This is a genomic window from Alcaligenes sp. 13f (genome assembly GCF_020496585.1).
GTDB classification, from domain to species: domain Bacteria; phylum Pseudomonadota; class Gammaproteobacteria; order Burkholderiales; family Burkholderiaceae_B; genus Alcaligenes; species Alcaligenes phenolicus.
Genome location: NZ_JAHKKC010000009.1, coordinates 1 through 21424, shown reverse-complemented (window position 1 = coordinate 21424; position 21424 = coordinate 1). Strand labels below are relative to the sequence as shown.

Below are 21424 nucleotides of genomic sequence, written 5' to 3'. Positions count from 1 at the left end.
AGCAAGACATGATGGCCTTGGAAGCACAAACCGTTCTGGTCTGGGGAGCTGTGGCTTGCGCTCTGGCTGGCCTGATTCTGTTTGCCTTGTGGTTTCACAACCATTGGCAGCAGCGTCAGCAAGCCATGCGTTTGAGCCAGGCGGTGGATGAACGCCTGAAAGGCGCGCCGAACATGACGCAGGCGCCCAGCCAATCTCGCCAGACGGTGGAACAGATCAAGATGCAGGCAGGCAGTCTGGGCGAGCGCTGGCTGAAAGGGCGCTTCGGGTCCAGCCTGCTTAGCGAGGAAGATCGCGTACTCATCATGAATGCAGGCTTCAAGCACATTGATGTGGCGCGGCAGTATTTCGTCCTGAGTCGAGTCGGCCTGAGCATTGTTCTGATTGTCCTGTTCAGCTTGCTGCCCATGACTCGCAGGCTGAATGAGTATGTGCCGTTTGTGTCTGTGTTCATTGGCTTTGCCCTGGGCTGGATGCTGCCCAAATGGTGGCTGGCGCGCCGGGTCTCGCAACGTCGTCTGCGTATCGCTGCGGAGCTGCCCCTGTTTGTGGATTTGCTGCGTTTGCTGCAAGGCGTGGGCCTGTCCATGGACCAGACCTTGCACACTATCGAGCGCGAGTTCCATGACGTGATTCCCGTCATGGGCTCAGAGCTGACCATTGCGGTCGAGCAATATGCCCGTGGTCGTACTCGTGAACAGTCGTTGGAGCGGATTGCCAGCGGCTTTACCAACGAGGATCTGGCCGTGATCTGTCGCCTGATTGTGCAGGTGGACCAGCATGGTGGTGCGATGCAGGAACCCTTGCATCGCTTCGGTGTGCGCTTGCGCGAGCAGCGTCGCCTGGAGCTGAAAGCCAAGGTGGGCAAACTGACTGTAAAGATGACGGGCGTCATGGTGCTGACTTTGCTGCCTGCCTTGTTGATTATTACTGCGGGGTCAGGTTTTCTGGCCTTGTTCCGTGGCTTGAGCCAAGTGGCCGGAGGGTGACTTTGATGAAAACGTCGATATGGACTCGTCCCTTGATGCGCTGGGCTGCGCTGGGTTTGGGGAGTACTTTGCTGGTGGCGTGTTCCACCACGGACTCCGCCTATGAGCTGGTGCGTCAGCAACAGGAACAGGAAGCCTTCTTGCAGAGCAAGGAAATTGAGCATTGGGAAAAGCGCAGACCGACTGACAAGCAGATGGCGGTACGCATGCTGGAAGAGACGCAAAAACAGGGCCGCTACTTTGCGTCCCTGGCCTATGCCGAAGCCATGGAAAAGGAATATGGCGCAGACCCGGAGGTCATGGTGTTGCGGGCTGAAGCACAGCGTCAAACCGGACAGCTGGAGCAGGCAGCGCACACCTTCAAGGCCCTGTTGAATACACCCGTGGCCGGACGGGCTTATCAAGGTTTGGGTTTGATTGCTGGCTCGCAAGAACACTTTGATCAGGCTGCTCATTTCCTTAAGCAGGCGGCTGGGCAAGACCCCACGAATGCGATTGTGCAAAGCGATCTGGCTTATGCCTACTTGCGTTCCGGTCGCCCTCACGAAGCACGTCTGGCCCTGGGCAAGGCGGCAGAACTGGCTCCGGACAACCCCAAGATTTTGAGCAATATGGCCTTGTATTTGCTGGTCAGCCAGGAAACGCAACGGGCTGGCTTTGTGATGCAGCAAGCGGGTATGGACGCCGCAACTCAGCAAGCCATTGTGCAGATGGCAGAACAAATTGGACAGGATCTGGAGCAATTGCACGCCCGTCAGCAAATGCAGAAACAACACGAGCTGCGCATGGCAGCGGCTGCAAAGGATGAGCAGGCCAGAGCCCAGGCGGTGGCATTGAGTCCGGCTACTCCGACGGCGATGGGCCAGGTGGTCTTGAACCGATCCGCCCAGGCACAAAACCCGGCCGTGGCTCGTCCTGCTGCGGTTGTGGTTTCTTCTACGCAAGCGGGCTTGAACCGTCCCTTGCTGGAAAGCCTGGGCCCTGTGTCTTCGTCAATGAATTGATTGCCGTTTTTTCAAGGATATCGCAATGAACCGATCCCGCATTTTGGCCTGCTGCACCTTGTTGATGGCCAGTAGTGCCTGGGCGCAGACACAAGCTCCGCTGACTGGAACCATGGTTTCAGGCACCAGCACCTACCCGGTCAGCACCAGCCCGGCAGCGGCCAGCAATCAGGGTGTGCACACACCGGCCGCTCCGGCGGCAGAAACAGCGCCTGCTGAGCGTCAGCCTTACGAGAAGTACCGCTTGAGTGATGAGGAAGTACACCCTTGGCCTGAAGTGGAGGGCCTGCCTGTGCATGTACAGAACGAGCGCCGCCATATTCCGCCGCGCATCGAGGTGGGGCCTGATACCCGCAGCCTGCTCAGCATGCAGGCCGACCCGGACCGAGAAGGCAAGGTCTTGCCGGTGCATGGTGCGGCAGCCAATCTGGCCTGGGAGCGCTATTTGGAGAGCTTCAAGCATCCCATTCCTGAGTACATGAAAGAGCGCATCAAAACAAACGGCAGTGATTAAAGCCCACAGGGCTGGAGTGGGTCAGGAGAGCGAGATGAAATGGGGAAGAACTCGAACCCAGAGCGAGCAGGCACATAAGCAGCAAGGTTCCATTATTGTGCCTGCAGCCGCCGCGTTACTGGTGGGGCTGGTGTTGCTGGGGGCGGCGCACCTGGGGCATAACTTCCATGTGAAGCGGGGGCTGCAAAACGCGGCTGACCTGGCTGCACTGGCGGGGGCGCAGGCCTTGGGTTCCGGGGATGCGCTGGGCTGCCAGCAAGGTGAAAGCATGGCCAGGTTCAGCCTGAATAGCCAGCCCGATTCGCCTGCTGCGGGTTTGACGGGCGATGGTGCCAAAGTCTTTTGCGGTAAATGGAATAGCAGCCACAGTGATCCGGCCCAGCGTTTTGTTTCTTCCTTGCCCGCTGATTCCGTGCGCGTGCATTTGAGCTATCAGCCGCCTTCCCTGTTCCCTTTCTTTACTTCCTCGGTGATTGAGGCGGTTGCCACCGCCAAGAACAGTGAGCCGGTTGCGACCTTCTCCGTGGGCAGTCGCCTTTTGTCCTTGAAGCGCAATGGTCTGGTCTATAACCTGCTGCGCGGCGTGGGCCTGCGCCCGGACCAGTTGACGGTGCTGGACTCGGCCGGTTTGGTCAATGCCAAGATTACGCCTTCCGGTTTGTTGAAAGCCTTGGGATTGCCCGCCACGGTTATCGCAGGAGTGGGTACACCTGAAGAATTGGCCCGGCTGGAGCAGCTGACTTTGGCCGATTTGCTAAGTGCCAGCCTGGCCTTGCTGGACCAGCAAAAAACACTGGGTCTGGACGTTGGGGCCCTGCAGGAATACATCCGCTTGTTGCTGGGCGTCGGGCCTCTGGATTTGCCCGTCAAACTGCTGGGCGATGGCGGTATTCTGGCCTTGATCGATGGTGTGGATCCCTTGTCGGCCTTGAATGTGAACCTGGACGTGCTGCAACTGGTCAACACGGGACTGGTGGTGGCCAATGGCAAGAATCTGATTGATTTGAACCTGACTGCGCTGCCTTCCGGTTTGACCAATATGTTCAATAACGCCCTGGATTTGCGAGTGCGGGTTGTGGAGCCGCCCAGCATCGCCATGGGCGGGATAGGCACTAAAGCGAACTCGGCAGGTGTGCGAGTCTATCTGAATCTGGATACTTCCAAGATTCCATTGGCCGGCCCGATCCTGAAGGTGCTGGGAACCGAAGTCAGCTTGCCGGTCATTATCGAGTTGTCCCAAGCCACTGGGGAGCTCGTCAATATCTGTCGTGCCCCGATTGCCGAGAATCAGGCCACGATTGCGGTCAAATCCTCCTTGGTGAATGTGTGTCTGGGCAAGTTCCCGCATTCGGATTTCTTTTCGACCAGCAATAGCTGCAAGGACGAATCCTTCGGGCAGATTCAGCGCCATCGTGTCATCAATGTGCTGGGTATCTTGCCGTTGACTGCCAAAGTCACCTTGCCCCTGATTGATACCAAAAACCCGGTTCATGTGACGCTGACCGCGCCTCCGGGCGAGCCTTCGGAAGCAACCGTGAACGCAACTCAGCTGGACTTGTCCCGCAGTGTGCGCCTGCTCTCCGATGCGGTTCTGTCAGGCATTCTGGGCGACTTGCTGAACACGCCCTGGAGTGGCGCTTCCGGTAAACGTCAGATGGCAGAAAGTCTGGTCGGTGATGGGGCGGGCCGCTCAATTTCTGCCGTTGTGAACGAGATGAACTGGTCCAAGGAACGCATGGAGCAACTGTCCCGCACCATGAGCCAGAACGGTTTGATTGGTGTGTTGGGCGGAACTCTGGGCTTTGTCGATAATTTGCTGACAACCCTGCTGGGTGCTCCCTTGAGCGATCTGGCTTGTGTGATTGGCGGTATAGGTGGCCAGAAAGCCATGCGCGAATGCCGGACAGGCGCGGTAGAGGTGCTGGTCTTTAAAGACTCCAACCTGGTGGGTGCCGTTCTAAGTTTGGTTGTCGCTTTGTTAGACCCTGTATTGCAAGGTTTGAGCGCGCTGCTGGAAGAACTGCTGAAGCTGCTGGGCCTGAGCCTGGTCGAGGCGGATGTGAAACTTCATGATGTGCAGTGCGGTACTGCCTATCTGGTGCAATAGGGCGGGAGGCGAATACAGCAATGAGCGTCAGCTTTATGGGTAATGAACCCGTTTTATACGTCTGGGAGGGTAGTTCCGATCTGGTGACGCGTGCCGAGCGCGCCATGGAACCCAGTTCGGTAGCGGTCATGCGCGTAGAGCCTTCCCTGGTGCTGGACGCCGAGCGTCATCCCACGCGCCATGCGGTTGCATTGGTGTCCGTCAGTGTGATGGCCCAGGGACGTTTTGAGCAGCACCAGTGGCTGGTCGAGCACGCCATTCCGGTGATCTGGGTGGCCTCGGAGGACCGAGGCTACGACCCGCGTTTTTACCCCTCGGCCTACTCCTATACCTTGCCGCTGTCTTTCAGTCAGGCCGAGCTGCGTACTCTGGTGGCCAAGCTGGCCGGGCTGACCGCACAGGTCGAGCGCGAAGGGCAAGGTGGTCCTCAACCATTAGTAGCCGTATCGCCTGTGATGCGGGCCTTGATTGCTGAAGCGGATATGTACGCCGATAGCGGGGCCAGTGTTTTGATTCATGGTGAAACAGGTGTGGGCAAAGAACGCATCGCTCAATTGCTGCACGAGCGTTCTTCACGAGCGCAAGGGCCCTTTGTTCCGGTGAATTGCGGGGCGGTGCCTGAGGGCCTGTTTGAAGCCCACTTCTTCGGCCACGCGAAAGGGGCTTTTACAGGTGCGATTGGTGCTCATAAAGGCTATTTCGAGCAGGCGGATCAAGGCACCTTGTTTCTGGATGAGATCGGGGACTTGCCCTTGCACCAGCAGGTCAAGCTGCTGCGGGTGCTGGAGCAGCGTTCGGTAACGCGCCTGGGATCGACACAACAGATCCCAGTAGATTTTCGTATGGTGGCTGCCACCAACAAAAACCTCTTGGGACTGGTGCAACAAGGCCAGTTCCGTGCGGACTTGTATTACCGTTTGGCCGTGGTTGAGCTGCTGATTCCGAATCTGGAACAGCGTGGCTCCCAGGAAAAAATCGCCATTTTCTGCGCCTTGCTGGAACAGGCCCTGGAGTGTGACGTCGAGGACATCCCTCAATGGGTTCTGGATGCGGTGGGCAGCATGCGCTTTAACGGTAATGTGCGCGAGCTGGCTAATCTGGTGGAGCGCGTTGCTGTCATGAGCAAGCAGTTTGGGGCCTGGGAGTCGGTGCAGTTGCGGCAAGTGCTGGAACGTTTCAATGCCCCCGTTATGGCCCCGGCTCTGGCTTTGCCTGAAGGTGCGCCCATTCTGGAGCGGCCCGAGCCCGTCATCAGCCTGAGCGCACAGGAGCAGGAAGAGCGTGCACGTATTATTTCGGTTCTGGATACCCAGAACTGGCGACGGCAGGATACCGCTGCTGTATTAGGGATTTCTCGTAAAGTTTTGTGGGAAAAGATGCGCAAATTCAACATAAAGGCACAAGATGCGACAAGCCGCGTTTAGAATACGGGCTGATTCTGTGTATCAAGCTAAACACAAAAAAATTGTTTATCAAGGGATGGGTATGGTGAACCTTAGTCAGAAGACGGCGGTGTTGCTGTCCTTGGGGGGACTTCTTTTATTGTCAGCGTGCAGCTCGGTGTCTTTGGTGCAGGAGCCAGAGCGGCCCGTGGTCGCGCAAACCCAGGAACAAGAGGTTGAAGAGGTAGCCCCGGTTGCGGCTCCAGCCGCTGCTCCAGCGCCCGCAGCGGCCCCGGCTTATCAAAACACCACTGTGGCTCAGTTGCAGCAGCTGATTCAGGCCCGTGCCGTGCAAGAGCTGCGTACCGCCTATAACGGCCGCTTCGGTGCCAGTCTGTTGTTCTCTGCCGAAAGCATGACCTACTACGTGGCCCTGTTCCAGCAGCGTGAGTTCTGGCGCGTCTTCAAGACCACCGACGAATCCCTGGCCGAGCGCATGTACACCCAGTACCGTCAGGACACGGTGGACTATGCCGCCGCCGATCTGGAGCGCATCAAGCTGCAGGCTGAAGTTGCCAAGGCTGAAAAGCAATTGAATGAAAGCGCCGATCAACTGACCGTGCTGCAGAACGACTTGGCGTTGCAGCGTCAGCAAGAGGCCTTGGCCATTGCTCAGCGCGAGGAGTCCCGTCGCGAAGCCCAGGCGCTGGCCGAACAAGAGCGTGAAGCCCGAGAGCAGTTGCGTGAATTGCAGAGTCAGATCAAGGATCTGGAGCGACAGCGTGCCGGGATGTTGCAGCGTCAACGAGGTCGCTGATCGCTGCAATAGCAAAGCCTGATTGAAAGCCCGCACAGTCGCAAGACTCTGCGGGTTTTTTAATCGTAAATAAAAAAAGACCCGAAATTCGGGTCTTTTAACTTGCTGCTTGATAGAGGTCTGATGCTACCGCGACAAGTACCGCATTGCCTCTTCCAGCCCTGCGCTGGTGACGGGGTACATATGGTCGGACATCAGGTTTTGGATGATGGCAATGGATTGGCGGTAGGGCCAGTAGGCCTGCGGCTCGGGGTTGAGCCAGGCAATACGTGGCCAGTGGTCGTTCAGTCTTTGCAGCCAGGCTGCGCCGGTTTCCTTGTTGTAGTGCTCGACAGAACCACCTGGGGCCATGATCTCGTAAGGACTCATGGTGGCATCGCCCACGATAATGACGCGCCAGTCCTCGTTGTACTTGCGCAGCAAATCCCAGGTTTCCAGTCGTTCGCTTTGGCGGCGTGAATTGTTCCGCCATACCGATTCATACACGCAGTTATGGAAGTAGTAGGCCTCCAGGTGTTTGAATTCGGAACGTGCGGCCGAGAACAGGGATTCAACCTGGGCGATGTGGTCATCCATGCTGCCGCCTATATCCAGCAGCATCAGCACATTGACGCGGTTTTGTCGCTCGGCCTGCATTTGCAAATCCAGCATGCCCGCATTGCGAGCCGTCTCGCGTATGGTGCTGTCCAGATCCAGCTCGGTAGGGGCACCTTGGCGTGCAAAGCGTCGCAGGCGACGTAGCGCCATCTTGAAGTTGCGTGTGCCCAGCTCTTGCTGGTCGTCGTAGTCCACGAACTCGCGCTTTTCCCAGACCTTGATAGCAGTACGGTTTCCTGCCGAAGGGCCACCAATGCGGATACCTTCGGGATGATAGCCACCATGTCCAAACGGCGAGGAGCCGCCGGTTCCAATCCACTTGTTGCCGCCTGCATGACGCCCTTGCTGCTCTTTCAGACGTTCCTTGAACATCTCCAGCAGCTTTTCCAAGCCATGCTTTTCCAGTGCGGCTTTCTGTTCCGGAGTCAGGTTGCGCGTCAGGGTTTTGCGCAGCCAGTCCTCGGGCAGGGTTTTATCTTTGGCCAGCGCTTCCAGCTGCGGCTGATAGAACTCGCCAAAGGCCAGATCAAAGCGGTCGTAAAGCGTTTCGTCTTTGATAAGAACCAGTCTGGATAGGTGATAAAAATCGTCCAGCGTGGGCGGCATGATGCCTTTGCACAAGGCGTCCAGCAGCGTCAGGTGCTCCTGAATGGAGACCGGCAGGCCGCGTTCGCGCAGGTGGTAGAAGAAATCAAGCAACATGGCTGTGCTGCCTTAGTTTGTCCAGCAAGTGGGCGCGGGTATCGGGCCACTCGCCTGCCATCAAGCTGTAGAACATGGTGTCGCGTATCGTGCCATCGCGCCGGATGGCATGGTGGCGGACACGACCATCGAAACGCGCTCCCAGCCGGGTGATGGCTTGCTGGGATTTGAAATTCAGGTGGTCGGTACGCCAGCCCACGACTCCGGCTCCCAAGGTCTCGAACGCATGTTGCAGCAGGAGCAGTTTGGCCGCGGTATTGACGTGGCTGCGCTGGGCGCTGCGGGCGTACCAGGTATAGCCGATTTCCAGGCGGGCCACTGGCGCAATAATGTCGTGATAGCGCGTAGTGCCGACAGCCCGGTCTGTTCTCAGGTCACGCACCAGAAAGGGCAGCATATGGCCTTGCTCCAGGCCGTCCAGCGCCTTTTTTACATAGTCCTGGGCCTGGCCGGGGGCGGGCACGCTGGTTACACGTACATTCCAAAGTTCGCCATCGGCAGCGGCGGCTTCCAGTAACTCCACGTGCGCCAATTGCAAAGGCTCCAGACGCACGTCCCATCCTTCCAGTGTCACGGGGGCCAATGGCTGGGAAAAAGCGCTTGTTTGCATATCAGCTCCGGCGCTGGCTGCGTTGGCTCATGGCGGCCAGACGTTGCATCAAGGACAAGTCCTGTTCGTTTTTCAGCAAGGCACCGGCCATAGGGGGCAAGCCTTCATCCAGCTCGTGCAGGGCATCGGCAGGAATGTCGTTGGCCAGCAGCAGACGCAGCCAGTCCAGGAATTCCGAGGTAGACGGCTTTTTCTTCAGACCGGGGACATCTCGCAGGGCAAAGAAGGTATCCAGGGCGCTGGACAGAATGTCGCTGCGCAGATTGGGGTAATGCACCGCCACAATCTGTTCCATGGTTTCGCGCTCGGGGAAGCGAATGTAATGGAAGAAACAGCGGCGCAGGAAGGCGTCGGGCAGATCTTTTTCATTATTGGAGGTAATGATGATCAAGGGACGATGGCGCGCCTTGACGGTCTGGCGAGTCTCATAGACATGAAACTCCATGCGGTCCAGTTCCTGCAGCAAGTCGTTGGGGAACTCGATGTCAGCCTTGTCGATTTCGTCGATCAGAACAACCGTGGGTTCCTCGGACTCAAACGCTTGCCACAAGGTGCCTTGCACAATGTAGTTGCCAATGTCGCGGACTTTTTCATCGCCCAGCTGGGAGTCACGCAGACGCGACACCGCATCGTATTCATACAGGCCCTGATGGGCCTTGGTGGTGGACTTGATGTGCCATTGCAGCAGGGGGCGTCCCAGGGCGCGGGCCACTTCCAGGGCCAGCAGTGTCTTGCCAGTGCCGGGCTCGCCTTTGATCAACAAAGGACGTTGTAGCGTCAAAGCGGCGTTGACGGCCAGCTTCAAATCATCAGTGGCAACGTACTGATCGGTGCCTTCAAAACGGGTCGTAGTAGTCATAAATCGGCTCAAACTTGTACTTAAAATGTTGATCTGTCAAGAATAGAAACTCGGGTATAAATACTAGTATCAGTCATCCTTGGCAATTATCATACAATCGACTCAGTACTCGTCGGTCAGCATCACAGAGCCAGGTGTCGCGTTGATTCCTTTTTGCTGCAATAGACGCAGAGCCTGACCCGGACCGTTTTCAACTCCACGACAAAGCGAATAGCGATGATGAAGTTGCAAATGAAGCGGTATGTCTCTTTCTTTCTTCTGGCCTCAAGCTCCTGTCTGCCCTGGGCAGCCCAGGCGCAGGATTCCGAGCCGATCAAGGCCAATCCCGAGGCGGCGCGCGACAAGATCTCCATGTGTATAGGCTGTCATGGCTTGCCCGGTTACAAGGCCAGCTTTCCCGAGGTCTATCACGTCCCCATGATTGCCGGGCAGGGGGCTGCTTATATAGAAGCAGCGCTCAAGGAGTATGCCAGCGGCGCTCGAACCTTCCCCACCATGCAAGCCATTGCGCTGAGCTTGTCCGAACAGGACATGGCGGATATTGCCGCGTATTACGCGGGCAACAAACCTTGAGGACGGGGAGGCACGTATGAGAAAAGCAGTCTTGCTGGTGGCAATGGGGCTGATGGCCGGGGTGGCCGGTCAGGCAATAGCCGCTGAGGATCTGGCCAAGGCAGGCGGGGAAGCCTGGAAGAATCTGAATTGCGCATCCTGTCATGGTGACGATGCGAAAACGCCCTTGAACCCGGAATATCCCATTCTGGCCGGTCAGCATGCCGATTATTTGCGGCAAGCCTTGATGGCTTACAAGCGTGGGCAGGCCGGGGCACCGGCAACGTCCAATATCCGCAAGAATGCCGTTATGGGGGCTATGGCCAATACCATGAGCCAGGCGGATATCGACAGTATCTCCGTATGGCTGTCGCGTCAGCCCGGCCCCTTGAGCAATAGAAAGTAAGGCAGCCTGCGACTTTAGTCGCGCGTGCTGTGGCGCAAAATCAATTCGATATAGCGCTCGTTGTTCAGCGGTGTGCCCAGACGTTGTGCTTCCCAGATCACCTCGCCCAGCGCTTCCATAATGATGTGCGCTGCGGCGTGCTGATCGTGCCGGGTCAATAGGCGCTGATACGCTGCCTTGATGCCTGGAGGCTGGTCAATGGACAGTTGTTCATTGATAGCCAGGTGCATGGACAGATGCAGGAAGGGGTTGCTGCGTCCTTGCTCCACGGAATAGTCCTGGTTGACGGCGTCGGCGTTGCGCAAGTCGTCGTGGTATTCAGGGTGCTGTTGCACCAGATCCACCGCCATGGTTTCCAGAGCGGTCAGCAGATGACCACTTTGGTGCTTGTCCCAAGCTTCAATGAAAAATTGGCGAACCTGCTCGCGAGAGGGGTTGAACATGGTGGAATCGAGATAAAAATAGTCAGAAAATGCGAATCTTCGGCGCGTGTTTTGCGTGAAATGGTGGGGGCGCAAGGCCGGCACAAGCTGCAATCGGGGCCGTGTAGAATGGATAAGTTGCCAAGAATGCAAGCATTTTTGGCAAGCTTTGAGTTTACAGGTGCCTGAATACGCGCGAATTAAGTTAAACTCTTATATAAGACTTCGGAAACGCGAAAGCGTTCCGTGTTTAGCTATCCCTAATATTGGAGCACAACTGGAGCATCCATGTCCTATCAGCATATCAAGATCCCCGCGTCGGGGCAGAAAATTACAGTTAACGCGGATTTTTCCCTGAATGTTCCCGATCAACCCATTATTCCTTACATCGAGGGTGATGGTACGGGTGTGGATATTTCGCCAGTCATGATCAAAGTGGTCGACGCTGCTGTTGCCAAGGCTTATGGCGGCAAGCGCAAGATCGAATGGATGGAAGTGTTCGCCGGTGAAAAATCCACCAAGGTGTACGGTTCCGACGTCTGGCTGCCAGAAGAAACTCTGGATGCCGTTAAAGACTACGTCGTGTCCATCAAAGGCCCTCTGACCACTCCCGTTGGCGGCGGCATCCGTTCCCTGAACGTGGCCCTGCGTCAGCAACTGGACCTGTACGTCTGCCTGCGCCCAGTGCGCTACTTCAAGGGTGTTCCTTCGCCTGTGCGTGAGCCAGAAAAGACCGAAATGGTCATTTTCCGCGAGAACTCCGAAGACATTTACGCCGGTATTGAATTTGCTGCCGAGTCCGAAAGCGCCAAGAAGCTGATCGACTTCCTGCAAAACACCCTGGGCGTGAACAAGATTCGCTTCCCCAATACCTCCGGTATCGGTGTCAAGCCTGTGTCCCGCGAAGGTACCGAGCGCCTGGTGCGCAAGGCCATCCAGTACGCCATCGACAACGATCGCTCTTCCGTGACCATCGTTCACAAGGGCAACATCATGAAGTTCACCGAAGGTGGGTTCCGTGATTGGGCTTACGAACTGGCTCAAAAGGAATTTGGCGCTGAATTGATCGACGGCGGCCCATGGTGCAAATTCAAGAATCCCAAGACCGGTCGCGAGATCATCGTCAAGGATTCGATTGCTGACGCCTTCCTGCAACAGATTCTGCTGCGTCCTGCCGAGTACGACGTTATTGCCACACTGAACCTGAACGGCGACTACATCTCCGACGCTCTGGCTGCTCAAGTGGGTGGTATCGGTATCGCTCCCGGTGCCAACCTGTCCGACTCCGTGGCCATGTTCGAAGCTACCCACGGTACTGCTCCCAAGTACGCTGGCAAAGACTACGTGAACCCCGGTTCGCTGATCCTGTCTGCCGAAATGATGCTGCGTCACATGGGCTGGACCGAAGCTGCTGACCTGATCATCTCCAGCATGGAAAAATCCATCACCTCGCGTAAAGTGACTTATGACTTTGCCCGTCTGATGGAAGGCGCGACTCAAGTGTCCTGCTCCGGCTTTGGCGATGTCATGATCGAAAACATGTAATGAATACAGGCTGTTAAAGCCGGTTTTCTACATGAGAAACCGCCGACCTTCGGGTCGGCGGTTTTTTTTTGTCTCATGCTGGCGCAGGCCATTTTTTTCTCTTTTTTCTGCTTTGCTTGTGCTCAAAATATTTTTGATCGTTACTTTTATGCAATTAAGAATAAGCTTGGTTCATGATTTTTACTAGGTGAAAACCCGAATAAACTCAATAAAACAAGCGGGTTTAGCGTTTTTCATGATTATTGATATTGCGATTGGCTAACGATAGCTATAAATTTGCCATATTAAATAATTCTAAGGAGCTGTTATGACTATCACAGGAGCTACATTGGTCGCCGAGCGCGAGCGGATCACCGTTACCCAGGCACCATCCCGTCAGGAGACAGAGGAGATTCTGGGGCGCATCCATGAGATCGGCCCGCTGCTACGTGAGTTGGCCCCGCAGGCTGACCGTAATCGCATGTTGTCAGACGAGGCGGTTCAGGCTTTGGAGTCCACCGGGGCCTGGCGCATTTCGGCCTTGAAGCGCTACGGCGGTTATGAGGGTGGGGCGGAGATGCTCTTGCAATGTGCCAGCGCCGTGGGCTATTACGATCCGGCAGCAGCCTGGTGTGTGGTGATCTCTAATGGTTCGGTCATGCTGGCCAACCGCTTTAGCGATGCCATGCTCGATGAGGTGTTTGCAGACGGTCCAATCCGTGCGGCGTCCATTTTTGCCCAACCCCAAGGCACGGCAACGCCGGATGGCGATGGCTGGCGCATTACGGGCAAGTGGCCTTTTGCCTCGAACAGCAATCACTCGGACTGGGCACTGGGGATTTTGTTCATCAAGGAAAACGAGCAGGTCGAGCCCACCGTGGGCTTTGTGCTGATGCGTCGTGATGAGTTTGAAATTCAGGATACCTGGTACACCATCGGTATGCGCGGCTCGGGCTCCAACACCATGGTGGCAGAAAACCTGTGGGTGCCCAAAGAGCGCCTGATTACGTTTCAGCAACTGATGGGCGATGTGCAGGAGCAAGATCCCTTGGCTACATTTGGTCGTCGTTTGACGCCGCACCTGACCATGTCCACCTGCATTCAAGCGCCATCTTTAGGGGCCGCGCAAGCCGCCGTGGATTTCACTACTGGTGTCAGTGGCAAGCGCGGCATTACCTATACCCATTATAAGAAGCAGTCGGATTCAGGGGCGTTTGTGCAGAACCTGGGAACGGCCAGTATTCAGATTGATGGTGCCCGCTTATTGCTGGAACGCGCTGCGGCTCAAATTGATGCTGCTGCCTCTGGCACCGTGCCCATGCCTTTGGAGCTACGTGCTCGTCACCGCGCCGGAATCGGCCATGCCGGACACGAACTGGTGGATGCGGTGAACAATCTGTGCTGGTTACATGGCACGGCCTCTTTTGCGGAAAACAGTTTGCTGGGCCGTATGTGGCGGGATATCAATACAGGTACTCGCCATGCTTCGATTACCGCCCCTATGGGTTATGAGCTACACGGTAACGGCATGACCGGTACGCCTTACATTTCCAACAAGCTCTAAACCATGACGGCGACATTGCTGGTCAATGCTCCCTCGCGACGTTGTCATGCCGATGGCGTAGAGGTGCAGGCCTGGTATGGCCTGCGTTACGCCCAGGGTACGCGTCGTTTTGAAGCGGCGCAGGCGGCGACGGGGCGAGTGGCAGCGACCTCTCTGGACCAGGTGCCCTTATTCCCGCAGCGCCCCAGCCGCCTTGCGGCGGTGATGGGCGCAGGCAGTGCCAATCCGCAATCTGAAGATGCTTATTTTCTGAATGTGTGGGCTCCCGCCCAAGCGCAAGGTCTGCCTGTGCTGTTCTTTATCCACGGTGGAGCCTGGATGAGTGGCGGCGCTTCTTTGGATTGGTATGACGGCACCCGCCTGGCAGCGCAGGGCATGGTGGTGGTCAATGTGAATTACCGTCTGGGTGCCTTGGGGCACCTGGGCGATGCACAAGCTGATGATTTGCCTTTGCCGGCAGCCGACCTGCTCTTGGCACTGCAGTGGGTGAAAGATCGTATCCATGCCTTTGGCGGAGACCCGGACAAGATTACCTTGATGGGGCAATCGGCGGGTGGCTGGTATGCGCATTTGCTCAGCGTGCTGGAGTCCACACGAGGTTGGATTGATCGTGTTGCTTTGCTCAGCATGGGAACGCGCACGCCGTGGTCACCCGAGCAACAAAGAAAAACCACAGAGCGCCTGCGACAAAGCTTGGGTGATCAGTGGCTGACGGCGAACGTGGATATCTTGATGCAGCACGGCATGATGGCCTTGGACAAAGAGCCGCCACGTTTGGCTCATGCTCCTTCGGCATTCTTGCCTGTGGCCAGCGCCGGGATGCCGCCCGACTTCTTGAATCCTGACTGGGCGGCCCAAGCCTGCCATGCGCAGGCGGTGTATCTGCGTTGTACTGCCCAAGAGTCCTCGGTGTTCTTTTTTGACGTGCCTTTTCATCGGCAGGCGACGCAAGAGCAGGTCGATCAGGTTTTGGGTGTATGGCCTGTGGGAGATTTGCCAGACAGCCTGCTGCGAAATGGGGTGTATCAGGGAGTAGGTTCGGGTCTGACGCCGTATCAGCAAGTGGTGGCCGCGTCGTCCTGGTTGCAATTCCAGCGTTTTCCCACGCAGTATGCGGCTAGTCTGAAAGCAGCGGGGCGCTCGGTGGTCTGGAGTGGCTTCATGGAACAAAGCCCGCTTGAAGCGGTGTTCAGCGGGCATTGTTTTGATTTGCCTTTCCAGTTTGGCAACTTCCGGGCCTGGCGGGATGCACCCATGATGCAGGGGGTGACGTCGGAGCGGTTTGAGCGCGTCGCCCAGGATTTGATGGGCGACATCGCACGCTTTGCGGGGGCCTGACTAAAGGAGCAGGTTTACTCCGTGCCGCGGGCCTTCCAGTTTGGAATGGCCTGCTGCACGTGTTGCGAGCTCAAGGGACTAAGCAGTCGATGCAAATCACCGAACAATTTGCGGGCTGTATTGCCTACCCAGTTGTCTGGCAATAGCTCGGGTGCCAGGCCTGGGTCCAGAAAGGGCAGTCTGCGCCAGCGTGTCACCATAGGCATATAGAGTCGGAAGGCTTCCAAAGGGTCGGCCGTGCCTTGGCGTAAAGCGGTTTGCCACGCTTCAACTTCGTGTTGATACGAGTTCAAGAAGGACTGGTACTCATTGGCCAGCTTGTCCCAATTCCACCAGCGGGAGATTTTTTCCTGAATATCGCTCAGGCCGCTGGGTTCGCAGGTGAACAGCTCAATATAGGGCCAGAGCTGGTGCTCGCGTATGTACTCGACAGCCTCTGCCTGCAAGCGCGCCGGACCTATATACAGGCCCGCATTTACCGTGCCAAACCCCATGCGAGCCAAGCCTGTACGAATCTTGTGACGGTTCTGGCGTTCGCTTTCCGGAACGGAGAAGGAGACCAGCAGCCAGGGGTCCCGAATATTCATGGAGGGCGAGGAAAAAATCCGTTCATCACCGGCCTGCATATGCGGCTCCAGTTCGGCTGCCAAGGCATAGCCTTTGCCCGAGGCGGCTTGTTGGCTAACTAGCACGCCTTTTTTCTTGAGCCGGGAAATGGCGGAGCGCACGCTGGACGGTTCAGCACCCAGGTCGGCCAGTAGTTGAACCACGCTGGCCACGGGAATGATGACGCCGGTGGGGCGGGCGAACAGACCGTAGAGCGTCAGAATGTAGTGGTGCGGGGCAAGTTGCTCGTGCTCGCCATGGTCTCGGCTAGCGATGAACTCATCAATCGCGACGCTTGCTTTCATTCTGTTTTCCGGTGGTGGGGCTGATTGCTACCCATTTTTGATAGTAGGTTTGTAGCGGGCCATTTTACCGTGCGTGCCCCGGCGGCGCTAGCGTAGCCGCACTGGGGCTGCTTGCGTCCTGTTTGCCAGGGCGCCAGCTTGAGCTTCTTAGGGCAGGCTTTTCTCCAGCACGCTGTCCAGCACGACGATGTCCTGAATGTGCGGGGCGATGGCATCCAGCATGGCCTGGTGAGCATCACTCTGTCTGTAGGCGTCCAGTGCTTCTTGAGTGCGGAATACAGAAAGCAGGGCATGGCTGTAGCGCGCCGAGCTGCGTGACAGGTTCGGCACCCATTCAAAGCGTTCTATGCCGGAGCATTCCTGATGTATGCGGATAAAGGCCTGGTCCAGCTTGGGGGCGAGTTCCGGGCTGACAGGGGTGTGGGGTGCCATCAAAACGATATGTAGATACATGCTGTCCTTGTGGATTCCGAGAGGTTTTAAGCTCATTAATTATTGCAAATAAATAATGACGAAAGATAATACGCAATAATATTCGGTTGAATTGTATAGGCCTATAGCTTTTAAAACGACGAATTTTCATAGGGTTAATACCTAAATTCAACAAAAACCATCCTTATTTGCCTATTTTGTTATTGCAAATAAATGACGATCGAAACAGAATTTAGGCCAAGCGAGTGTGTTGTCGCAGAGCTCGCCTCATTTTGGGTTTTGGGTCTTTAACGCCTGAGCAGAGTCATCGTCATGAAAGAAAACATAAGTGGGTTGGGAGCCAGGGTGGTGCGCGAAGCCTTCGGACATTTTCCATCCGGGGTAGCGGCCATTGCCGCCGTACTCGATGGCAAGCCGCAAGTCATTGTTGCGTCCAGTTTTTCCGTAGGGGTTTCGCTGGATCCGCCTTTGGCCGCCTTTTTTGTGCAGAAAAGTTCCTCGACCTGGGCGCTGCTGTCTCGCGCCTCGCGTCTGGGGGTGTCAATTTTGAGTGCTGAACATGCGGCTATTTGCCGTCAGCTGGCCGGACCGGACAAGGACAGCCGATTCAGCGATATCGAGGTCGAGCTGACCGAGGAGGGGGCCGTCCATATACAAGGGGCATCAGTCTGGTTTGACTGCAGTGTTTTTCAAGTGCATCCCGCCGGGGACCACGATGCCGTGCAATTGCTTATCCACGATGTGCAGATCGAGCGCGAAATCTCGCCACTGATCTTTCATCGTTCTCGTTTCACGCAGTTGGTGGCCTGAGCCACCGGATCAAAAACAATAAACAAGAAGCATAACTATCACAGTGAAGGGGACATCTCTTGGACGCACATACACCATCTTTGCGCGAGCAGCCCATGACTGCCGCGCAGCGTCGACGCGTTATTTTGGGGGTTGGGGCGGGTAACGCCCTGGAGTGGTACGACTGGACGGCTTATTCGATTTTTGCCGCCTATTTTGCCAAGCAGTTTTTCTATAGTGAGGACCCGCTGGCGGCTTTGCTGGGCACACTGGCAGTATTTGCTGTGGGTTTTTTCATGCGCCCGCTGGGAGGCATCTTTTTTGGCTGGTTGGCCGATCGCAAGGGGCGGCGTTTCACCATGACCCTGTCCATGCTGGTGACAGCCTTGGGCAGTTTGGTGATTGGTATTGCTCCTACGTATGACATGGTGGGGCCGATTGCCGCCTTGTTCTTGTTGATGGGCCGTTTGTTGCAAGGGATTGGCCACGGTGGGGAGGTGGTTTCTTCCTTCACCTATGTCACCGAAATGGCACCTGCTCATAAACGTGGGCTGTGGTCTTCCTCCGTGTTTGTGTTTGTCACGATCGGGGTATTGGCGGCTGTGTTGCTCAGTGCCTGCCTGACCAGTCTGCTGGGTGAGGATGTTGTTCGGGCCTGGGCATGGCGTGTGCCTTTTGTCTTGGGTGGGGCCTTGGGGGTATATGCGCTGTATCTGCGTAGAAAGCTGGATGAAACTCCCATGTTCAAAGCCCGTCAGGCCGCAGCGCGAGCGGCAGGCAAAACGGCGCGCCCGGGCGCACGCGTGTTCTGGTCGGAGGTCTGGAAGTATCGCAGTGCCTGCTTGCGCGTATTTGCCTTGTCGGCCGGCGGCACCGTGCTGTATTACGTCTGGGCCATCATGGCGCCCACCTTTGCCATTACCTCCCTGGGCATGCCTGCCGCCAAAGTGATGTGGGTGGGGGTAGGGGCCAATCTTTTCCTGATTCTGTGCCTGATTTTCTGGGGCGCATTTTCGGATCGTTTTGGTCGCAAGGCGAACTGGTATTTCTTCTCCATCGGTTCAATCATCAGCATCATCCCGCTGACCATGGTGCTGACCGGCGGCCAGGGCGAGATCTGGCGTCTGGTGGTGTTCATGGCGGGCGGCATGCTGTTGATCTCGGCACCCACCGCCATCATGCCGGCCTTTTTCCCCGAGCAGTTTCCGACTCGTATCCGTGCGGTTGCCATGGGCTTGCCCTATTCGGTCGCTGGTGCCCTGACGGGCGGGACCGCTCCCTATTTGCAAGCCTGGCTGCATTCCATCAATCAAAAGCAGGTTTTTGACTGGTACCTGATCGGCCTGTGCGTTCTGGCCCTGTGGGCCACCATTGCCTCGCCCGAGACCAAGGGCAAGGATTTGCACGACTGATGTGTACAGGCGCTGCCCGGTTGAACGAACCGCGCAGCGCCTTTTTTGAATTTTCTAGGAGTAGTGAGATGTTGCGTGAGCATATTGAAGGCAAGTGGATTGCTGATTTTGTAGAGGTGTTTGGACTGTGCAAGGTGCAGCCCGGCGAGATGGCTGTCGTGCTGTCCGAGACGCAATCGCGCTCCGTGCTGGCCGAGCTGGCTGAGTTGGCCCTGACGCAATTGGGCGCACGGGTTTGCCATGTGAAACTGGTCTCACCACGACTGAAAAGCAATATTGCCCTGCGCTCGACCGGGACGTCTTTGGCGCTGGAAGGTATGGACCCGATTGTCCAGGCTTTGGCAGGCAGCCAGTTCATTGTGGACTGCACCGTAGAAGGGCTGCTGCATTCGCCCGAGCGTGCCGCACTGCTGGCCAAAGGTGCCCGCATCATGATGATTAGCGACGAGCATCCCGAGATTCTGGAACGGGTCAAACCCAGTCCTGATTTGCAAAGCAAGTGCGATATTGGCGGCAAGCTGATTACCGATGCCAGTGTCATGCACATTAGCTCCGAAGCCGGCACGGACCTGACGGTCAGCCTGGCGGGTGTGATCGGGCGCGGCAGTGCCGGGATTGCCGACAAGCCGGGCAGCTTTGGGTATTGGCCTGCTGGCCTGTGCATTTGCTACCCCAGCAATGGCAGTGTGAATGGCACGCTGGTGCTGGATAGTGGAGATGTGAACCTGACCTTCAAGCGCTATCTGGAATCGGCGGTGACCCTGCGCATCGAAAACGATTATGTCGTGGCTATTGAGGGCAAGGGCGTGGATGCCGATTTGATCCGCTCCTATTACGCCAGTTGGAATGACAAGGATGCCTATGCGGTCAGTCATGTGGGCTGGGGCATGGCGCCGGCGGCACGCTGGGACTCCATGGCCATGTATGACAAGCGCGATACCAACGGAACCGAGTTGCGCGCCTTTGCCGGTAACTTCCTTTTCTCTACGGGCGCAAATCCAGCGGCGGGTCGTTTCTCCGATTGCCACTTCGACTACCCAATGCGCAATTGCACGGTTAGCCTGGATGGCCGTGAAGTTGTCAGCAAGGGGGTGTTGCAAGGCGATCTGGCCTAAAGCGCTAGTCAGGGCGGTACCAGCAGGAGAATGGACCTACAGAGCCCGGCCGGCTGAGGCCGCCCTTTGATATTCCGTGGTACAAAACCAAGCTCAATGGTTTATGGCTAGATGGTTCAATAGTCATCAAGCTGTGCAGGCGTGTCGTTGCTGCTATTTTGTTTTGTGTGAAGGCAGCGCGACCCAGCCTTGCTTTGTTTTCAAGGGTACGGATTATGCGCGAAGGATTGGAGAAGCTACTGGCGGCAGGCAAGGATAATGCTTTGTTGCGCTTTGGCTTGGGCAATGCATGTATGGGTGAGGGCGATTTGGAAGCGGCTCGCGAACATTTGTCCAAAGCCGTGGAAATGAATCCGCGTTACACCGCAGCCTGGAAGCTGTTGGGCCGGGTGCTGGTGAACCTGGAGCAATTCAAACAGGCCAGGGAAATTCTGGAGCAGGGCTTGGTGATTGCCCAAGAGCAGGGCGACAAGCAGGCTGAGAAAGAAATGCAGGTGTTTTTGAAGCGGGCCGTGAAGGCTTTGGACCAGGCAGCAGAATAAAGACTGCGAATGGGCGACTGATATTTTCTTACCATGCGGGTATCAGTGCATTCCCTAAGTGTGACAGCTTTATAAATGGGGCACAATACGTTTCATGCAGGTGAGGAGACATAGCCCCGCAACGCTGGGCAATAAAGACCGAAATAAAACGGTCACTATTATAAAAGCAATAGGCAGTACAACATAACAACAACAAAAAAAAGGCCAGCGAAAGCTGGCCTTTTTTACGTCTGTACCTAATGGAAAAAATCAAACGCCGGGTTCGGACATGGCTTGCAGCACCAGTTTGACGGCACCTTGCCCACCTTCGTTGGGCGCGCATTCCATATAAGCTAGAACGCTGGGCAACTGGGTTAACCAGCGACGCACGGCATGACGCAAAACGGGTTCGCCATTGCGCGAGCCGTAGCCCGTGCCATGGACAATTCGTACACAGCGCACGCCGTGCTCCAGACAGGAGCGCAGAAAGTTGTCCAGTCGCTCGCGGGCCTGTTCCAGATCCGAGCCATGCAAATCCAGGCTGGACTCAATCGGCCAACGGTTGCGTTCCAGATCGCGCAAGACATCGGTGCCACAGCCAGCACGCAAATGTCGTATATCGTTGCTTTCACCTTGCACGCTGACATATTGGTCAGAGGCCTGGGGCAGGGCGGGCGTACTGGTGGGCGCACCTACCGCGTGGCGACGACGTTGCTCCAACTGTTCCGGGCTAGCCGCAGGACGGCTCATGACTACGCTTTGACCGCGTTTTTTCAAGGGGGCGACGTCCCGCATGGACTGGCGTAGCCAGGCCCTGTCGCTGGGGTCCAATAAGGAAACGGGGTCTTGGGCCGCTG

The 21424-nt window shown here is 56.6% G+C and carries 22 protein-coding genes; 15 read left to right on the top strand and 7 right to left on the bottom strand.

Translation table 11 applies throughout. The features are described from left to right. Positions 1 to 8: 8 nt before the first annotated feature. The 6 genes from KOE80_RS09440 (at position 9) to KOE80_RS09415 (ending at position 6813) form a co-directional block, all read left to right on the top strand. On the top strand, positions 9 to 989 hold the full coding sequence (locus KOE80_RS09440; RefSeq protein ID WP_226348973.1) for a type II secretion system F family protein: 981 nt from the start codon (positions 9 to 11) through the stop codon (positions 987 to 989). 5 nt (positions 990 to 994) lie between these two features. Beyond that, positions 995 to 1993: a tetratricopeptide repeat protein gene (locus KOE80_RS09435; RefSeq protein WP_226348972.1), complete on the top strand. Its 999-nt coding sequence runs from the start codon at positions 995 to 997 to the stop codon at positions 1991 to 1993. Between the two features lie 25 nt (positions 1994 to 2018). Beyond that, on the top strand, positions 2019 to 2507 hold the full coding sequence (locus KOE80_RS09430) for a DUF3613 domain-containing protein (RefSeq protein ID WP_052159417.1): 489 nt from the start codon (positions 2019 to 2021) through the stop codon (positions 2505 to 2507). Positions 2508 to 2541: 34 nt separating this feature from the next. Continuing rightward, positions 2542 to 4614 (top strand): pilus assembly protein TadG-related protein, encoded by a 2073-nt coding sequence (locus KOE80_RS09425; protein WP_052159418.1) that lies wholly within the window; start codon positions 2542 to 2544, stop codon positions 4612 to 4614. Between the two features lie 20 nt (positions 4615 to 4634). Further along, on the top strand, positions 4635 to 6038 hold the full coding sequence (locus tag KOE80_RS09420; protein WP_009456771.1) for a sigma 54-interacting transcriptional regulator: 1404 nt from the start codon (positions 4635 to 4637) through the stop codon (positions 6036 to 6038). Positions 6039 to 6099: 61 nt separating this feature from the next. Next, positions 6100 to 6813, top strand: a complete 714-nt coding sequence (locus KOE80_RS09415; protein WP_031232639.1) for a DUF2968 domain-containing protein — start codon at positions 6100 to 6102, stop codon at positions 6811 to 6813. Positions 6814 to 6939: 126 nt separating this feature from the next. Here the strand turns inward: KOE80_RS09415 and KOE80_RS09410 are convergent, their stop codons facing one another. From KOE80_RS09410 to KOE80_RS09400, 3 genes are read right to left on the bottom strand one after another with little or no spacing between them, the layout of a single operon-like run. Continuing rightward, the gene (locus tag KOE80_RS09410) at positions 6940 to 8112 is read right to left on the bottom strand and encodes a vWA domain-containing protein (protein WP_009456769.1); all 1173 of its coding nucleotides are present in this window, start codon (positions 8110 to 8112) and stop codon (positions 6940 to 6942) included. Next, a complete protein-coding gene (locus KOE80_RS09405; protein ID WP_083053245.1) occupies positions 8102 to 8722 on the bottom strand; it encodes a GNAT family N-acetyltransferase in 621 nt (206 codons plus the stop codon). Before KOE80_RS09405 ends, KOE80_RS09410 begins: the two co-directional genes overlap by 11 nt. 1 nt (position 8723) lies before the next feature. Further along, entirely contained in the window at positions 8724 to 9581 is an 858-nt protein-coding gene (locus tag KOE80_RS09400) for an AAA family ATPase (RefSeq protein WP_009456767.1), read from the bottom strand. A 216-nt stretch (positions 9582 to 9797) separates the two neighbouring features. Between KOE80_RS09400 and KOE80_RS09395 the strand changes: the two genes are divergently transcribed. Beyond that, positions 9798 to 10154 (top strand): c-type cytochrome, encoded by a 357-nt coding sequence (locus KOE80_RS09395; protein WP_009456766.1) that lies wholly within the window; start codon positions 9798 to 9800, stop codon positions 10152 to 10154. A gap of 16 nt (positions 10155 to 10170) precedes the next feature. Beyond that, positions 10171 to 10539, top strand: a complete 369-nt coding sequence (locus tag KOE80_RS09390; RefSeq protein WP_226348971.1) for a c-type cytochrome — start codon at positions 10171 to 10173, stop codon at positions 10537 to 10539. Positions 10540 to 10553: 14 nt separating this feature from the next. Here KOE80_RS09390 and KOE80_RS09385 read toward each other — a convergent pair whose 3' ends face one another. Next, entirely contained in the window at positions 10554 to 10982 is a 429-nt protein-coding gene (locus KOE80_RS09385; RefSeq protein WP_009456762.1) for a DUF1841 family protein, read from the bottom strand. Between the two features lie 267 nt (positions 10983 to 11249). Between KOE80_RS09385 and icd the strand changes: the two genes are divergently transcribed. From icd to KOE80_RS09370, 3 genes are all read left to right on the top strand, one after another. Continuing rightward, a complete protein-coding gene (icd, locus tag KOE80_RS09380) occupies positions 11250 to 12506 on the top strand; it encodes an NADP-dependent isocitrate dehydrogenase (protein ID WP_026483219.1) in 1257 nt (418 codons plus the stop codon). A gap of 307 nt (positions 12507 to 12813) precedes the next feature. After that, positions 12814 to 14049: an acyl-CoA dehydrogenase gene (locus KOE80_RS09375; RefSeq protein WP_060186448.1), complete on the top strand. Its 1236-nt coding sequence runs from the start codon at positions 12814 to 12816 to the stop codon at positions 14047 to 14049. Between the two features lie 3 nt (positions 14050 to 14052). Next, positions 14053 to 15387, top strand: a complete 1335-nt coding sequence (locus KOE80_RS09370; RefSeq protein WP_226348970.1) for a carboxylesterase family protein — start codon at positions 14053 to 14055, stop codon at positions 15385 to 15387. Positions 15388 to 15401: 14 nt separating this feature from the next. Here the strand turns inward: KOE80_RS09370 and KOE80_RS09365 are convergent, their stop codons facing one another. Beyond that, positions 15402 to 16298, bottom strand: a complete 897-nt coding sequence (locus KOE80_RS09365; protein WP_083053247.1) for a PaaX family transcriptional regulator C-terminal domain-containing protein — start codon at positions 16296 to 16298, stop codon at positions 15402 to 15404. 147 nt (positions 16299 to 16445) lie between these two features. Beyond that, the gene (locus KOE80_RS09360) at positions 16446 to 16751 is read right to left on the bottom strand and encodes a Dabb family protein (protein WP_083053248.1); all 306 of its coding nucleotides are present in this window, start codon (positions 16749 to 16751) and stop codon (positions 16446 to 16448) included. Between the two features lie 291 nt (positions 16752 to 17042). Here KOE80_RS09360 and KOE80_RS09355 point away from each other — a divergent pair, with 291 nt between their 5' ends. From KOE80_RS09355 to KOE80_RS09340, 4 genes are all read left to right on the top strand, one after another. Continuing rightward, entirely contained in the window at positions 17043 to 17540 is a 498-nt protein-coding gene (locus KOE80_RS09355) for a flavin reductase family protein (RefSeq protein WP_009456753.1), read from the top strand. Between the two features lie 59 nt (positions 17541 to 17599). Next, positions 17600 to 18931 (top strand): MFS transporter, encoded by a 1332-nt coding sequence (locus KOE80_RS09350; protein ID WP_226348969.1) that lies wholly within the window; start codon positions 17600 to 17602, stop codon positions 18929 to 18931. Between the two features lie 68 nt (positions 18932 to 18999). Further along, positions 19000 to 20046 (top strand): peptidase M29, encoded by a 1047-nt coding sequence (locus KOE80_RS09345; RefSeq protein WP_226348968.1) that lies wholly within the window; start codon positions 19000 to 19002, stop codon positions 20044 to 20046. 215 nt (positions 20047 to 20261) lie between these two features. Next, positions 20262 to 20588, top strand: a complete 327-nt coding sequence (locus KOE80_RS09340) for a tetratricopeptide repeat protein (protein ID WP_009456744.1) — start codon at positions 20262 to 20264, stop codon at positions 20586 to 20588. A gap of 249 nt (positions 20589 to 20837) precedes the next feature. On the opposite strand, the gene KOE80_RS09335 is transcribed toward KOE80_RS09340, so the two are convergent. After that, a partial coding sequence (locus tag KOE80_RS09335; RefSeq protein ID WP_226348967.1) for a Smr/MutS family protein occupies positions 20838 to 21424 on the bottom strand: 587 nt, incomplete at its 5' end.